Annotated in this window: 15 protein-coding genes; 13 read left to right on the top strand and 2 right to left on the bottom strand. The window is 61.8% G+C overall.

Annotated features, from left to right (window positions below; translation table 11 throughout):
- The first annotated feature begins 205 nt into the window (after nucleotides 1–205).
- From ACF8FG_RS02985 to ACF8FG_RS02975, 3 genes are read left to right on the top strand one after another with little or no spacing between them, the layout of a single operon-like run.
- A complete protein-coding gene (locus ACF8FG_RS02985) occupies nucleotides 206–865 on the top strand; it encodes a paraquat-inducible protein A (protein WP_020190949.1) in 660 nt (219 codons plus the stop codon).
- Nucleotides 852–1,475, top strand: a complete 624-nt coding sequence (locus ACF8FG_RS02980; RefSeq protein WP_014589576.1) for a paraquat-inducible protein A — start codon at nucleotides 852–854, stop codon at nucleotides 1,473–1,475. The genes ACF8FG_RS02985 and ACF8FG_RS02980 overlap by 14 nt, the downstream gene beginning before the upstream one ends.
- Nucleotides 1,468–3,768, top strand: a complete 2,301-nt coding sequence (locus tag ACF8FG_RS02975) for a PqiB family protein (protein WP_014589577.1) — start codon at nucleotides 1,468–1,470, stop codon at nucleotides 3,766–3,768. Before ACF8FG_RS02980 ends, ACF8FG_RS02975 begins: the two co-directional genes overlap by 8 nt.
- Nucleotides 3,769–4,002: 234 nt before the next feature.
- Here the strand turns inward: ACF8FG_RS02975 and rpsT are convergent, their stop codons facing one another.
- On the bottom strand, nucleotides 4,003–4,281 hold the full coding sequence (gene rpsT, locus ACF8FG_RS02970) for a 30S ribosomal protein S20 (protein WP_003247625.1): 279 nt from the start codon (nucleotides 4,279–4,281) through the stop codon (nucleotides 4,003–4,005).
- A 250-nt stretch (nucleotides 4,282–4,531) separates the two neighbouring features.
- Here rpsT and murJ point away from each other — a divergent pair, with 250 nt between their 5' ends.
- From murJ to ispH, 6 genes are all read left to right on the top strand, one after another.
- Nucleotides 4,532–6,070, top strand: coding sequence for a murein biosynthesis integral membrane protein MurJ (gene murJ / locus ACF8FG_RS02965; protein ID WP_014589578.1), 1,539 nt, complete (start codon nucleotides 4,532–4,534; stop codon nucleotides 6,068–6,070).
- Between the two features lie 118 nt (nucleotides 6,071–6,188).
- Nucleotides 6,189–7,139 (top strand): bifunctional riboflavin kinase/FAD synthetase, encoded by a 951-nt coding sequence (gene ribF, locus ACF8FG_RS02960; RefSeq protein ID WP_014589579.1) that lies wholly within the window; start codon nucleotides 6,189–6,191, stop codon nucleotides 7,137–7,139.
- The gene (gene ileS, locus ACF8FG_RS02955; RefSeq protein WP_014589580.1) at nucleotides 7,136–9,967 is read left to right on the top strand and encodes an isoleucine--tRNA ligase; all 2,832 of its coding nucleotides are present in this window, start codon (nucleotides 7,136–7,138) and stop codon (nucleotides 9,965–9,967) included. The genes ribF and ileS overlap by 4 nt, the downstream gene beginning before the upstream one ends.
- On the top strand, nucleotides 9,960–10,475 hold the full coding sequence (gene lspA / locus ACF8FG_RS02950; protein ID WP_014589581.1) for a signal peptidase II: 516 nt from the start codon (nucleotides 9,960–9,962) through the stop codon (nucleotides 10,473–10,475). The genes ileS and lspA overlap by 8 nt, the downstream gene beginning before the upstream one ends.
- A complete protein-coding gene (gene fkpB, locus ACF8FG_RS02945) occupies nucleotides 10,468–10,905 on the top strand; it encodes an FKBP-type peptidyl-prolyl cis-trans isomerase (protein ID WP_003247607.1) in 438 nt (145 codons plus the stop codon). Before lspA ends, fkpB begins: the two co-directional genes overlap by 8 nt.
- A 14-nt stretch (nucleotides 10,906–10,919) precedes the next feature.
- Nucleotides 10,920–11,867, top strand: coding sequence for a 4-hydroxy-3-methylbut-2-enyl diphosphate reductase (ispH, locus tag ACF8FG_RS02940; protein ID WP_004577287.1), 948 nt, complete (start codon nucleotides 10,920–10,922; stop codon nucleotides 11,865–11,867).
- Between the two features lie 76 nt (nucleotides 11,868–11,943).
- On the opposite strand, the gene ACF8FG_RS02935 is transcribed toward ispH, so the two are convergent.
- On the bottom strand, nucleotides 11,944–12,426 hold the full coding sequence (locus tag ACF8FG_RS02935) for a GspH/FimT family protein (RefSeq protein WP_019436798.1): 483 nt from the start codon (nucleotides 12,424–12,426) through the stop codon (nucleotides 11,944–11,946).
- 109 nt (nucleotides 12,427–12,535) lie between these two features.
- Between ACF8FG_RS02935 and ACF8FG_RS02930 the strand changes: the two genes are divergently transcribed.
- Genes ACF8FG_RS02930 through ACF8FG_RS02915 form a run of 4 tightly spaced genes read left to right on the top strand, consistent with a single transcriptional unit; the run spans nucleotide 12,536 to nucleotide 14,211 of the window.
- Nucleotides 12,536–12,718 (top strand): prepilin-type N-terminal cleavage/methylation domain-containing protein, encoded by a 183-nt coding sequence (locus ACF8FG_RS02930; protein ID WP_014589583.1) that lies wholly within the window; start codon nucleotides 12,536–12,538, stop codon nucleotides 12,716–12,718.
- Nucleotides 12,715–13,359, top strand: coding sequence for a PilW family protein (locus ACF8FG_RS02925; RefSeq protein ID WP_014589584.1), 645 nt, complete (start codon nucleotides 12,715–12,717; stop codon nucleotides 13,357–13,359). Before ACF8FG_RS02930 ends, ACF8FG_RS02925 begins: the two co-directional genes overlap by 4 nt.
- Nucleotides 13,356–13,820: a hypothetical protein gene (locus ACF8FG_RS02920; protein WP_070383407.1), complete on the top strand. Its 465-nt coding sequence runs from the start codon at nucleotides 13,356–13,358 to the stop codon at nucleotides 13,818–13,820. The genes ACF8FG_RS02925 and ACF8FG_RS02920 overlap by 4 nt, the downstream gene beginning before the upstream one ends.
- A gap of 1 nt (nucleotide 13,821) precedes the next feature.
- Nucleotides 13,822–14,211, top strand: coding sequence for a type IV pilin protein (locus ACF8FG_RS02915; protein ID WP_318075690.1), 390 nt, complete (start codon nucleotides 13,822–13,824; stop codon nucleotides 14,209–14,211).
- Nucleotides 14,212–14,250 lie beyond the last annotated feature (39 nt).

Raw genomic sequence — 14,250 nt, 5'->3', positions numbered from 1 at the left:
GGGCAAAAAAGCCTGGCCTGCTCGAATCTCGGGGGCAGGCAGCTTCGTAGATGGCACCGGCGTTGCCGGTGTTCGCGGGTAAGCCCACTCCTACGGGGAAGGTTGCAACGCCAGGCAGGGGCGCACACCCTTCAGGACAACGTCGCCTCCCATAATTCGAGTCAGAACACTAGAATAGCCCCACGCACCTATACAGAAGCGCTCTATGTCCAATTCTGTCGAACCTGAAACCCTGGCCCAGCTGCCGTTGGACGAGCTTGTCGCCTGCCATGAATGCGACCTGCTGCTGCGCAAGCCCGTGCTGCAGCATGATGAGAAAGCCCAATGCCCGCGCTGCGGTTACGAGCTCTATGCCCATCGGCACAATGTGGTCAATCGCAGCCTGGCCTTGGTGCTGACGGCCCTTTTGCTGTTCGTGCCCGCCAATTTCCTGCCGATCATGCAGTTGCACCTGCTTGGCCAGACTTCGGACGATACGGTCTGGAGTGGCGTGCTAGGCCTGTACAACTCGGGGATGCGCGGTGTTGCCGTAGTGGTGTTGCTCTGTAGCATGGTCATTCCGCTGGCGAAGCTGCTCTGTCAGCTGGCCGTGCTGTTGAGCATCCGCTTGAACTTCGGGCGTGACTACGGCCTGGTCTTCTACCGCATCTATCACCATCTGCGTGACTGGGGCATGCTCGAGGTCTATTTCATGGGGGTGCTGGTGGCCATCGTCAAACTGGTGGACCTGGCCGAACTGACCGTGGGCCTTGGGCTGTTCTGTTTCATCAGTCTGTTATTGATCCAGGTGTGGCTCGAGGTGGTGATGTCGCCCCACCAGATCTGGAGTGCGCTATCGGGGGAGGACCTGCATGCGGGCGATTGACGCAGGTATTGTTGTCTGCAATGAGTGTCACGAGCTGAACAGGCAAGAGCCAGACAGCACTTCGCAAACCTGCACACGTTGCGGCGCTATCGTGCATGCACGCCGGCCGAACAGTATTGTGCGCACCTGGGCGTTGCTGATTGCGGCGTCGATCCTCTACATCCCGGCCAACATACTGCCGATCATGACCGTCAGTACCCTCGGTCAGGGCAGCCCGGACACTATCATGTCCGGTGTCATCACCTTGCTCAAGCACGGCATGGTGCCCATTGCGGCTGTGGTGTTCATTGCCAGTATCCTGGTCCCCACGTTCAAGCTGGTGGGCATCGGCTTGCTGTTGTACTCCGTTCAGCGGCGGCAGCCGCTTTCGGCCCGGCAGCGGATATTGATGTACCGCTTCATCGAATTCATTGGGCGCTGGTCCATGCTGGATATCTTCGTCATTGCCATCCTGGTGGCAGTGGTGAATTTTGGCCGGATAGCCAGTGTCGAAGCCAACCTGGGCGCTGTCGCCTTCGCAACTGTGGTGATCCTGACAATGCTTGCCGCTTTAACTTTCGATCCCCGACTGATTTGGGATAACACGGAGTCGGATGACGACCATGAGTGACCTGCCAACGGCTAAAACCCGCCCAGCCTCGAACTGGTCGGCCATCTGGATCCTGCCTTTGATTGCGCTGATGATCGGTGGCTGGCTCGCGTGGCAGGCCTACCGCGACGCTGGCGTGGAAATTGAAGTCCGCTTCGAGTCGGGAGAGGGTATCGTCGCCAACAAGACCGAGGTCATCTACAAAGGCATGCCGGTTGGCAAGGTGAAAAGCCTGGTGCTCGACGCCAAGGGCGACACGCAGGGGGTGATCGCTACCATCGAGATGAACAAGGCTGCCGAGCCCCATCTAACCAAAGGCACGCGTTTCTGGCTGGTGAAGCCGAGTGTCAGCCTGGCCGGTATATCTGGCCTTGAAACACTGGTGTCGGGTAACTACATCGCCGTTAGCCCGGGAGAGGGGGAACGTACCAAACGCTTTGTGGCATTGAAGGTGGCGCCACCGCTCTCGGATTCTGAACCAGGCCTGCACCTGACCCTCAAGGCCGACAGGCTGGGCTCGCTCAATCGTGACAGCCCGGTGTTCTACAAGCAGATTCAGGTTGGCCGGGTGAAAAGCTACCGCCTGTCCGAGGACCAGAGCACCGTAGAGGTGAAAGTCTTCATCGAGCCGGCCTACGCCAGCCTGGTGCGCAAGCACACGCGTTTCTGGAACGCCAGCGGTGTCAGCATCGATGCTTCGCTTTCGGGTGTGAAGGTGCGCAGTGAGTCGTTGTCGAGCATTGTGGCGGGTGGTATCGCCTTCGCCACGCCGGAGTACCGCAAGGACAGCCCTCCCACCGATCCGAGCCTGCCGTTCCGCCTGTACGAGGACTTCGATGCCGCCCAGGCGGGTATCCGGGTAAAAGTGAAGCTGAGCGATTATGAAGGCCTGCAGGCGGGTCGCACGCCGGTCATGTACAAGGGCATCCAGGTGGGCTCGCTGAAAGCCCTGAAGATGGAGGACAACCTGGCCAGCGCTTCGGCCGAGCTGACACTCGACCCACTGACCGAGGACTACCTGGTAGACGGGACACAGTTCTGGGTAGTCAAACCGTCGATTTCCCTGGCGGGAATCACTGGCCTGGAAGCCTTGGTCAAAGGTAACTACATCGCCATTCGTCCTGGTGAGAAGGGCGCACGGCCAGAGCGTGAGTTCGAGGCGCGTGCCAAGGCGCCGCCGCTCGACCTCAAAGCGCCGGGCCTGCACATGGTGTTGTTCGCCGACACCTTGGGTTCGCTGGAAATCGGCAGCCCGGTGACGTACCGCCAGGTGAAGGTGGGTAGCGTGCAGAGCTATCAGTTCGCCCGTAACAGCAACCGCATCCTGATCGGTGTGCATATCGAGAAGGAGTACGAGAAGCTGGTCAATGGTTCGTCGCGCTTCTGGAACGTCAGTGGGATCACCCTGACCGGCGGCCTGTCGGGCATCAAGATCAAGAGTGAGTCGCTGCAAACACTGATGGCCGGCGGTATTGCGTTCGATACACCACGGCCCGATGTACCGCTGAAACGGCACATTCCACGCTTCCGCCTGCATGACAGCCAGGAAGCGGTGAACCGTGCGGGTACGTTGATCACCATCCGTGTAGAGCGTGCCGATGGCCTGAAACCGGGCACGGCCATCCGCTTCCGCGGCCTGGATGTGGGCAGCATCGAGAGCGTCGACCTCACCGATGACCTGCAGGCGGTGCTGCTACGGGCGCGCATTACCGAAGCGGCGGATCGTATTGCCCGTGCCGGTACGCAGTTCTGGGTGGTCAAGCCGGCCCTGGGCCTGGTGCGCACTGAAAACCTGGACACCTTGATAGGTGGGCAGTACCTGGAAGTGCAGCCAGCAGCCAAGAACCGTGGGCCACAGCGCGATTTCATCGCCCTGGCCGAGGCACCGGAGGTAGCAGGGCCAGAGGTCGGCCTGCCATTGACGCTCAGTGCGCCACGCCGCGGCTCGATCAAGCCGGGTGTGCCGGTTACCTATCGTGAGGTTACGGTGGGCAAGGTGACAGGCTTCGAGCTGGGCCAGAGCGCTGACCGCGTGCTGATTCATATCCTCATCGAGCCGCGCTATGCCGCCTTGGTGCGCAGCGGTAGCCGCTTCTGGAACAGCAGTGGTTTCGGTTTCGACTGGGGTCTGTTCAAGGGCGCTACAGTGCGTACCGAGTCGGTGGAAACCCTGATCGATGGCGGTATCGCCTTCGCAACGCCAGATGGCGAGCAGATGGGTAACCCGGCACGGCCGCAGCAGACCTTTGCCTTGTTCGAAAAGGCCGAGGATGAATGGCTGCAGTGGGCACCGAAGATTCAGATCGCCAAGTGATGTAAAAGTAGGGCCGCCAAGCGCGGCCCTGCTTTTTTGTGGGAGCGGCCTTGCGTCGCGAAAGGGGCGCGTAGCGGCCCCTCGGTTTCAGCGCAGAAGCTGAGATTGCCGGGGCTGCTCCGCAGCCCTTTCGCGACACACAGAGATCGAGTCCCACATGGGCTGTGCCCGCAAGCATAAATCGCAGGCAACAAAAAACCGACCCTAGGGTCGGTTTTTCGACTAGCGCGTCGCTTAGGCAGCTGCAGCTTCTTTCAGCGCCTTGATGTGGCCATTCAGACGGCCTTTGTGACGAGCAGCCTTGTTCTTGTGGATGATACCCTTGTCGGCCATACGGTCGATTACAGGTACAGCCAGAACGTAAGCGGCTTGCGCTTTTTCGGCGTCTTTTGCGTCGATGGCTTTAACTACATTCTTGATGTAGGTGCGGACCATGGAACGCAGGCTGGCGTTGTGGCTGCGACGCTTCTCAGCCTGTTTTGCACGTTTCTTGGCGGAAGGTGTGTTGGCCACCGTCGAGCTCCTCGAAAGACTTTAGGTAAATAGCAAACAAAATAGGCCGCGAATCATGCCGATCAGTCGAGCGGATGTCAAGGCCACCTGCAAGGTTCCGCCGAGCGGTGCGCCAACAAGCGGGAAAGATTCCTTTCTGCTGCGCGACCTGTACACTCGGGAATTTTTGGCTCCCCTGCGAAGGCGCGGGAGTATCGCACATTCGGACGCTGTCTGGCAGCGTCCTCTGTCATTGGCGTGAATCTTTTCGATGAACCTGCTCAAATCCCTGGCTGCAGTAAGCTCGATCACCATGATTTCGCGGGTGCTGGGCTTTGTTCGCGACACCATCCTGGCCCGCATCTTTGGTGCTGGTGTCGCTACCGATGCCTTCTTCATCGCGTTCAAACTGCCCAACCTGTTGCGGCGCATCTTCGCCGAAGGCGCATTCTCCCAGGCCTTCGTGCCGATTCTGGCCGAGTACAAGACCCAGCAGGGCGAGGAGGCGACGCGCACCTTCATTGCCTATGTCAGCGGCCTTCTGACCCTGGTGCTGGCCCTGGTGACCGCTATCGGCATCCTCGCTGCACCGTGGGTGGTGTGGGCGACGGCCCCGGGTTTTGTCGACAGCACCGAGAAATACGAGCTGACCACCGACCTGTTGCGGGTGACGTTTCCTTATATATTCCTGATCTCGCTGTCTTCCCTGGCCGGAGCGATCCTCAATACCTGGAACCGCTTTTCGGTGCCGGCCTTCACGCCTACCTTGCTGAACGTGGCGATGATCGCCTTCGCCGTGTTGCTGACGCCGTACTTCAACCCCCCAATCATGGCGTTGGCCTGGGGCGTGCTGGCGGGTGGCCTGGCGCAGTTGCTGTACCAGCTGCCAGCGCTGAAGAAGATCGGCATGCTCGTGCTGCCGCGACTGAACCTCAAGGACGTGGGTGTGTGGCGGGTACTGAAGCAGATGCTGCCGGCGATCCTGGGGGTGTCGGTGAGCCAGATCTCGCTGATCATCAACACCATCTTCGCCTCCTTCCTGGTGGCCGGCTCGGTGTCGTGGATGTACTACGCCGACCGCCTCATGGAGCTGCCTTCCGGTGTGTTGGGCGTTGCTCTGGGCACCATCCTGCTGCCGACCCTGGCCAAGACCTACGCCAACAAGGACCGCGAGGAGTACTCACGGATTCTCGACTGGGGCCTGCGCCTGTGCTTCCTGCTGGTGCTGCCCTGCACCCTGGCTTTGGCCATTCTTGCCGAGCCGCTGACCGTTGCGCTGTTTCAATATGGCAAGTTCAGCGCGTTTGATGCGGCCATGACCCAGCGGGCGTTGATCGCCTATTCCGTGGGCTTGCTGGCGATCATTCTGATCAAGGTGCTGGCACCTGGCTTCTATGCGCAGCAGAATATTCGCACGCCGGTGAAGATCGCAGTCTTCACCTTGGTCTGCACCCAGCTGTTCAACCTTGCCCTGGTCGGCCCGCTTGCACATGCCGGCCTGGCATTGGCGATCAGCCTCGGTGCCTGCCTGAATGCCGGTTTGCTGTTCTGGAAGCTGCGCAGTCAGCAGCTGTTCGAGCCTCAGCCTGGCTGGGCAGTGTTCCTGCTCAAGCTTGTGTTGGCGGTGGCGCTGATGTCGGCAGTACTGCTGGCGGGCATGCACTATATGCCGGCCTGGGAACAGGGCATCATGCTTGAGCGCTTCCTGCGGCTTGGGGCGCTGATCCTGGCGGGCGTCGTGACGTATTTTGGCTGCCTGTACCTGTGTGGCTTCCGGCCCCGGCATTTCGCTCGCAAGGCCTTGCACTGAGGCTTTTGGCGGGTCAGGCGTCGGTTTTTCGCATTCCACGCCGCCCTTGGGCGCTGCTGCCTGTCACCAGCGCCCGGGTGTGGTTATAATCGGCCACTTTATGAGCAAGAAGCGCGTTATGCAGCTGGTTCGAGGTCTTCACAACCTGCGCCCCGAGCACCGGGGCTGTGTCGCCACCATTGGCAACTTCGACGGGGTTCACCGCGGCCACCAGGCAATCCTGGCGCGTCTGCGCGAGCGCGGTCAGGCCTTGGGTCTGCCGACCTGCGTGGTGATCTTCGAACCGCAACCACGCGAGTACTTCGCACCCGATACCGCGCCAGCGCGCCTGGCCCGGCTGCGCGACAAGATCGAGCTGCTGGCGACCGAAGGTATCGACCGGGTGCTGTGCCTGGCGTTCAACCATCGTCTGAGCAAGCTCAGTGCCGATGCCTTCGTCAAGGCCATCCTGGTCGACGGCCTGGGCGTGCGTCATCTCGAAGTGGGCGATGACTTCCGCTTCGGCTGCGATCGCGCTGGCGACTTCGCTTTCCTGGTCGAGGCCGGCAACGCGTACGGCTTTACCGTCGAGGCCGCCAACACGGTCATCCAGGATGGCCTGCGGGTCAGCAGCACAGAAGTGCGCAAGGCCTTGTCCGAGGGCGACTTCGAACTGGCCGAACACCTGCTGGGCCGCCCGTACCGCATTACAGGCCGCGTGCTGCACGGCCAGAAGCTGGCCCGCCAGCTCGGCACACCAACCGCCAACATCCAGCTCAAGCGCCGCCGCGTGCCGCTGTCCGGGGTATACCTGGCCAGCATCGTGATCGACGGCAAAGCTTGGCCGGGTGTCGGCAATATCGGCGTGCGCCCCACCGTTGCCGGTGATGGGCGCCCGCACCTGGAGATTCATCTTCTGGACTTTGCCGGCGATCTTTACGGCCGGCGCCTGACGGTGGAGTTCCACCACAAGCTGCGTGAAGAGCAGCGATTCGCCTCCCTGGAGGCGCTGAAGTCGGCGATCGATGCGGATATCGCCGCCGCACGTGCACATTGGCACGCTCAACCGCTAACGAAGAGCCTGAAATGACCGACTACAAAGCCACGCTTAACCTTCCGGACACCGCCTTCCCCATGAAGGCCGGCCTGCCTCAGCGCGAACCGCAGATCCTGCAGCGCTGGGACAGCATTGGCCTGTACCAGAAGCTGCGCGAAATTGGCAAGGATCGTCCCAAGTTCGTCCTGCACGACGGCCCGCCCTATGCCAACGGCAAGATTCACATCGGTCATGCGCTGAACAAGATCCTCAAGGACATGATCGTCCGTTCCAAGACCCTGGCCGGCTTCGATGCGCCGTACGTGCCAGGCTGGGACTGCCACGGCCTGCCGATCGAGCACAAGGTCGAGGTTACCCACGGCAAGCACCTTTCTGCCGACCGTACCCGCGAGCTGTGCCGCGAGTACGCTGCCGAGCAGATCGAAGGGCAGAAGACCGAGTTCATCCGCCTGGGCGTACTGGGTGACTGGGACAATCCATACAAGACCATGAACTTCGCCAACGAGGCCGGTGAAATCCGCGCTTTGGCCGAGATGGTCAAGCAAGGCTTCGTGTTCAAGGGCCTGAAGCCGGTGAACTGGTGCTTTGATTGCGGTTCGGCGCTGGCTGAAGCAGAAGTCGAGTACGCCGACAAGAAGTCGCAGACCATCGACGTGGCCTTCCCGGTTGCCGATGAAGCCAAGCTGGCCGCCGCCTTCGGCCTGGCATCGCTGGCCAAGCCGGCCGCCATCGTGATCTGGACCACCACCCCGTGGACCATCCCGGCCAACCAGGCCCTGAATATCCACCCGGAATTCAAGTACGCCCTGGTCGACACCGGCGAACGCCTGCTGGTGCTGGCTGAAGAGCTGGTCGAGTCGTGCCTGAAGCGCTACAACCTGGAAGGTTCGGTCGTTGCCACCGCCCAAGGTTCGGCGCTGGAGCTGATCAACTTCCGCCATCCTTTCTACGATCGCCTGTCGCCAATCTACCTGGCCGACTACGTCGAGCTGGGTGCCGGTACCGGCGTGGTGCATTCCTCGCCAGCCTACGGTGAAGACGACTTCGTCACCTGCAAGCGCTACGGCATGGTCAACGACGACATCCTTACCCCGGTGCAGAGCAACGGCGTGTATGTCGAGTCGCTGCCATTCTTCGGCGGCCAGTTCATCTGGAAGGCCAACCCGGCCATCGTCGAGAAGCTGAGCGAAGTCGGTGCGCTGATGCACACCGAAACCATCAGCCACAGCTATATGCACTGCTGGCGCCACAAGACCCCGCTGATCTACCGCGCCACCGCGCAGTGGTTCGTGGGCATGGACAAGCAGCCGAGCACCGGCGAGCCGCTGCGTGAGCGTGCACTGAAAGCCATCGAAGACACCAAGTTCGTCCCGGCCTGGGGCCAGGCGCGCCTGCACGCGATGATCGCCAACCGCCCGGACTGGTGCATCTCGCGTCAGCGCAACTGGGGTGTGCCGATTCCGTTCTTCCTGCACAAGCAGACCGGCGAGCTGCATCCGCGCACTGTCGAACTGATGGAAGAAGTGGCCAAGCGTGTCGAGCAGCAAGGCATCGAGGCCTGGTTCAAGCTGGACGCTGCTGAACTGCTGGGCGCTGAAGCCGACCAGTACGACAAGATCGCCGACACCCTCGACGTGTGGTTCGACTCGGGCACCACCCACTGGCACGTGTTGCGTGGCTCGCACGACATTGGCCATGCCACCGGCCCGCGCGCCGATCTGTACCTGGAAGGTTCCGACCAGCACCGCGGCTGGTTCCACTCGTCCTTGCTGACCGGTTGCGCCATCGATAACCATGCGCCATACCGCGAACTGTTGACCCACGGGTTCACCGTGGACGAGAACGGCCGCAAGATGTCCAAGTCGCTGGGCAACACCATCGAGCCGGAGAAGGTCAACAACACCCTGGGTGCCGATATCCTGCGCCTGTGGGTTTCGGCCACCGACTATTCCGGTGAAATGGCCGTTTCCGAGCAGATCCTGCAGCGCAGTGCCGACGCCTACCGGCGTATCCGCAATACCGCCCGCTTCCTGCTGTCCAACCTGTCCGGCTTCGACCCGGCCCGCGACCTGCTGGCCCCGGAAGACATGCTGGCGCTGGACCGCTGGGCCGTGGACCGTACCCTGCTGCTGCAACGCGAACTGGAAGAGCACTACAGCGAGTACCGTTTCTGGAACGTCTACTCCAAGGTGCACAACTTCTGCGTACAGGAGCTGGGTGGCTTCTACCTCGACATCATCAAGGACCGCCAGTACACCACCGGCGCCAACAGTGTCGCCCGCCGTTCCTGCCAGACTGCGCTGTACCACATCAGCGAGGCGCTGGTGCGCTGGATCGCGCCGATCCTGGCATTCACCGCCGACGAAATCTGGCAGTACCTGCCGGGCGAGCGCAACGAGTCGGTAATGCTCAACGGCTGGTACCAAGGCCTGAGCGAGCTGCCGGAAGGCACCGAGTTGGACCGCGCCTACTGGGACCGCGTGATGGCAGTGAAGGCATCGGTCAACAAGGAGCTGGAAAACCAGCGCACCGCCAAGGTCATCGGCGGCAACCTGCAAGCCGAAGTGACCCTGTACGCCGACGAAGGCCTGAGTGCCGACCTGGGCAAGCTGGGCGACGAGCTGCGCTTCGTGCTGATCACCTCGGCCGCCAGCGTGGTGCCGTTCGCGCAGGCGCCGGCCGAAGCCGTAGCCACCGAAGTCGAAGGCCTCAAGCTGCAAGTGGTCAAGTCCGGCCACACCAAGTGCGGCCGTTGCTGGCACTTCCGCGCCGACGTCGGCAGCCATCCGGAGCACCCGGAAATCTGCGGCCGTTGCGTCGACAACCTGACCGGCTCTGGTGAGGTGCGCCACTATGCCTAACCCTGCAGCGGGGCGCTTCGGGCGCCTTGCATGGCTGTGGCTGAGCTTGCTGGTCCTGGTCGTCGACCAGGCCACCAAGCTGTACTTCAACAACGCTCTGACCATGTACCAGCAGATCGTGGTCATTCCTGACTACTTCAGCTGGACCCTGGCCTACAACACCGGTGCCGCGTTCAGCTTCCTGGCTGACGGTGCGGGTTGGCAGCGCTGGTTGTTCGCCCTGATCGCCGTGGTGGTCAGCGCGGTACTGGTCGTCTGGCTCAAGCGCCTGGGGCGCAACGAGACCTGGCTGGCCGTGGCGCTGGCGCTGGTGCTGGGTGGGGCGATTGGCAACCTGTACGACCGCATCGTGCTGGGCCATGTGGTCGACTTCATCCTGGTGCACTGGCAGAACCGTCATTACTTCCCGGCCTTCAACGTGGCCGACAGCGCCATCACCGTTGGTGCGGTAATGCTGGCGCTGGATATGTTCAAGAGCAAGAAGTCCGAGGATCCGGTCCATGACTGACACCCGTATCGGCCAGAACACCGAAGTCACCCTGCACTTCGCGCTGCACCTGGAAAACGGCGACACCGTCGACAGCACGTTCGATAAAGCCCCGGCCACCTTCAAAGTGGGTGATGGCAACCTGCTGCCGGGCTTTGAAAACGCCCTGTTCGGCTTCAAGGCCGGTGACAAGCGCACCGTGGTGGTTGCCCCGGAGAACGCCTTCGGCCAGCCTAACCCGCAGAACGTGCAGGTCATGCCGAGGTCCAACTTCGAAGGCATGGAGTTGTCCGAAGGGCTGCTGATCATCTTCAACGACGCCGCCAACACCGAGCTGCCGGGTGTGGTCAAAGCGTTCGATGACGATCAGGTCACCATCGACTTCAATCACCCACTGGCTGGCAAGACCCTGACCTTCGAGGTGGAGATCCTCGAGGTGAAGGCCCTGTAAGCCTGGAGCCGAGCATGCAAATCAAACTCGCCAACCCGCGCGGCTTCTGCGCCGGGGTCGACCGGGCGATCGAGATCGTCAACCGCGCGCTGGAAGTCTTCGGCCCGCCGATCTATGTGCGTCACGAAGTGGTGCACAACAAGTTCGTGGTGGAAGACTTGCGTAACCGCGGCGCCATCTTTGTCGAAGAGCTGGACCAAGTGCCGGACGATGTCATCGTCATCTTCAGTGCCCACGGTGTTTCCCAGGCTGTGCGCCAGGAAGCTGCTGGCCGTGGCCTGAAAGTGTTCGATGCCACCTGCCCGCTGGTGACCAAGGTTCACATCGAAGTGGCCAAGTACAGCCGCGATGGCCGTGAGTGCATTCTCATCGGCCACGAAGGGCACCCGGAAGTCGAAGGCACCATGGGCCAGTACGATGCCAGCAACGGCGGCGCCATCTACCTTGTCGAAGACGAGGAAGATGTTGCCAACCTGCAGGTGCGCGACCCGAACCACCTGGCTTTCGTCACCCAGACAACACTGTCGATGGACGACACCAGCCGCGTCATCGATGCGCTGCGTGCGCGGTTCCCGAACATCGGTGGCCCGCGCAAGGACGACATCTGCTACGCCACCCAGAACCGCCAGGACGCCGTCAAGCAACTGGCCGGCGAGAGCGACGTGGTGCTGGTGGTGGGCAGCCCGAACAGTTCCAACTCCAACCGTTTGCGCGAGCTGGCTGAGCGCATGGGCACCCCGGCCTACCTGATCGACGGTGCCGAGGACATGCAACGCGGCTGGTTTGACCAGACCGCGCGGATCGGCATCACCGCCGGTGCTTCGGCACCCGAAGTGCTGGTGCGTGGCGTGATCGAACAGCTCAAGGCCTGGGGCGCTACTGGCGCTGAAGAGCTGGACGGGCGCGAAGAGAACATCACCTTTTCAATGCCCAAAGAACTGCGGGTTCGCTCGCTGATCTGACGGGCAGCACCGCCGCCAATGCAGGGGCTGCTTTGCAGCCCTTGCGCGACTCAAGACTGTTCCTGCAATGACCGCGCTAGCAGCGGTCATTGCTCAGGTCCTCCGTAAGCAACCTGACTCTGCCGCTTGATGCCAGCACCACCTGATATCGGCTGCGAGCAGCGGCGCGTTCGCACATTTCCAGTGTTGCGCCCAACCAGCTGTTGCCCAACGTCATTGGCACGCCCAGCGCACTGAATTTGAACTGCTCACCGCGATTGCTGGTTATTTTCAGCGGCTTTGGAAGGCGCTGTTCGCGCAGCACCTGCCGGTTATGCTCCAGCACTACCCGCCACCCATTCCCCCAATTACCGTCCAGCGCCAGCACCAGCACCGGCTGACCCTGCAACAGCGCATGGCTGCGTGCACTGCGCAGCGCCTGCGCCAGATCACGGGCAGCCGCCGCCCGGTGCAGGTCATCGCTCATTCGGGCGTAGGCCGGCATGCCCAGTTGGGTCAGCAAGACCGCCACGGCCAAGGCCGACAACATTTGTATCAGTGTTACGCCGCGTTGCTTCACCGTGCATTCCTCCCTGGACGTGCTTGGCTATAGCTTCCTGGCGGTTGGACAAGAGGTCCAGTCGCCCAAGTTGAAAGCAATGACGGGAAAAGTCGCAGGAGGTGCAGGGATGCACGAAAGGCAAGGGGGCATGACGCTTCTGGAAGTGCTGTTGGCGGTTGTGGTCGTGGCCGTGGGTATGTTCGCCGCAGCGGGGCTGCAACTGCAGGCCTTGCAGGCTGTGGACAGCGCGCGTCGCAATGGGCAGGCGGCAATGGCGGCGCACAGCGAGCATGAACGGGGGCGTCGATGAGGCGCGGCCAACGTGGTTTTGGTTTGGTTGAGCTGATGTTGGCGCTGACTATCGGGTTGATGCTGTTGGCGGCCGCCAGTCAGCTCTTTGCATCGGCTCACCAGGCCTGGCGCCTGCAAAGTACTGCGCTGCGCATGCAGGATGAGGCGCGGCAGGCGTTGCTGCGCATGGCCCAGGATATTCGCATGGCCGGCATGTTTGGCTGTTTGCGCCTGAAACCTTCCGATTTCGATGACCCGGCATTACAGCAGGTCTTCGCTCGCCCCCTGGTGATCGAAGCGTCCACCCTCAGCCTGATCGTGGCGGAGTTGCCTGGGCAAGCTGGCCGACCTGACTGGTTTCTGCACACCAATTGCCTGACCGAAGTGTCTGTCGATGAAGCGCGCAAGGCTGGGGACCCACTGGTGTACCCGGTCAGCAGGTATGTCTACCAGCTCCAGGACGATAAGCTGAGGTTCAAACGCGGAAACAGCAAATTTCAACCGTTGGTTGATAATGTGCAGGCGATGCGTGTGGAGCGTGTGCAGATGGTGGGGGGAGAACGGGTGGATATCAGCCTGACGCTTTACGAACCCACGCTCAAGGTTCAGCAGCGCCATGAGTTGAGCGTCGCAATCCGCAACCCGGTCCCCGCTTCATGACTCACCAGCGTGGCGTGGTTCTTCTACTGGCCTTGGTCCTGAGCGTCCTGCTGGGCCTGCTTGCCACATCTGCCCTGCGCGACGCGCTGGTGGAATCGCGGATGACCGGCTACCTGAGCGATGGCCTGATGGCGCTGGAAGAGGCTGAGGCCACTTTGCTGGCTGGGGTACGCGAACTTGAACGGGCGCCCCCTGACGTTTGTAACGCGTGCCTGCCACCGCCCAGGCCGCACGATCTGGTTGGGCAGTGGCAAGGAACCCAGACCGGCTTTTTCCAGCTGCAGAACCTGGGTGTCAGCACACGTGCCGCGCACATGCCCGAAGGGCAGCCGGTTAGCCTGTTCCGGATTACCGCCGTCAGCAAGCAAAGCCGCTCACGGCATGTGCTGGAAGCGGTCTACGCCGTGGCCGGCAATCAAACCCAACGCATCACCTGGCGGCAAAGATTGCGAGGAGACTGACATGCAGCAAGGCTTGAGCCTGATCGAGTTGTTGATTGTGCTGGCCGTGACCGGCATTCTGGCAGCCATTGCCTACCCCAGTTACAGCGACCAGCTTCGGCGAGCCGCGCGCAGCGAAGTGGTTGGCTTGCTGCATGATGCCGCCCTGCGCCTGGAGCGCCACCGCGTGCGCACTGGCCAATACGCCGAGGGCGACCTGGTCTTGCCCGAAGGTACCCGCTACTACAGCCTGCAGGCCCAGCGCGACAGTGACACCTTCACGCTGCGCGCCCGGCGGCTACCGCATGGGCTGATGGCGCAGGATGGCTGTGGCGATTTCCAGCTCGACCAGGCTGGCGTGCAGCACAATCCGGGCGCCGTTGTGCACAGCACGCACTGTTGGGGAAGTTGAAGGTTCAATGATGCCCGGTGCATCGCGGTTTTACTTCAG

Origin of the sequence: Pseudomonas sp. YQ_6 (assembly GCF_043103245.1) — a bacterium.
Lineage (GTDB): Bacteria > Pseudomonadota > Gammaproteobacteria > Pseudomonadales > Pseudomonadaceae > Aquipseudomonas > Aquipseudomonas alloputida.
Note: the sequence above shows the minus strand (reverse complement) of the source record. Positions and strands in the feature narration are given on the sequence as shown.

Excerpts from the sequence above, each read along its gene's own strand:
- ACF8FG_RS02925 (WP_014589584.1), top strand. The coding sequence starts at position 12,715 with ATGAGGCGCGGCCAACGTGGTTTTGGTTTGGTTGAGCTGATGTTGGCG.
- ACF8FG_RS02975 (WP_014589577.1), top strand. The coding sequence starts at position 1,468 with ATGAGTGACCTGCCAACGGCTAAAACCCGCCCAGCCTCGAACTGGTCG.
- ribF (WP_014589579.1), top strand. The coding sequence starts at position 6,189 with ATGCAGCTGGTTCGAGGTCTTCACAACCTGCGCCCCGAGCACCGGGGC.
- ACF8FG_RS02930 (WP_014589583.1), top strand. The coding sequence starts at position 12,536 with ATGCACGAAAGGCAAGGGGGCATGACGCTTCTGGAAGTGCTGTTGGCG.
- ACF8FG_RS02985 (WP_020190949.1), top strand. The coding sequence starts at position 206 with ATGTCCAATTCTGTCGAACCTGAAACCCTGGCCCAGCTGCCGTTGGAC.
- fkpB (WP_003247607.1), top strand. The coding sequence starts at position 10,468 with ATGACTGACACCCGTATCGGCCAGAACACCGAAGTCACCCTGCACTTC.
- ACF8FG_RS02915 (WP_318075690.1), top strand. The coding sequence starts at position 13,822 with ATGCAGCAAGGCTTGAGCCTGATCGAGTTGTTGATTGTGCTGGCCGTG.
- ACF8FG_RS02920 (WP_070383407.1), top strand. The coding sequence starts at position 13,356 with ATGACTCACCAGCGTGGCGTGGTTCTTCTACTGGCCTTGGTCCTGAGC.
- murJ (WP_014589578.1), top strand. The coding sequence starts at position 4,532 with ATGAACCTGCTCAAATCCCTGGCTGCAGTAAGCTCGATCACCATGATT.
- lspA (WP_014589581.1), top strand. The coding sequence starts at position 9,960 with ATGCCTAACCCTGCAGCGGGGCGCTTCGGGCGCCTTGCATGGCTGTGG.
- ispH (WP_004577287.1), top strand. The coding sequence starts at position 10,920 with ATGCAAATCAAACTCGCCAACCCGCGCGGCTTCTGCGCCGGGGTCGAC.
- ileS (WP_014589580.1), top strand. The coding sequence starts at position 7,136 with ATGACCGACTACAAAGCCACGCTTAACCTTCCGGACACCGCCTTCCCC.
- ACF8FG_RS02980 (WP_014589576.1), top strand. The coding sequence starts at position 852 with ATGCGGGCGATTGACGCAGGTATTGTTGTCTGCAATGAGTGTCACGAG.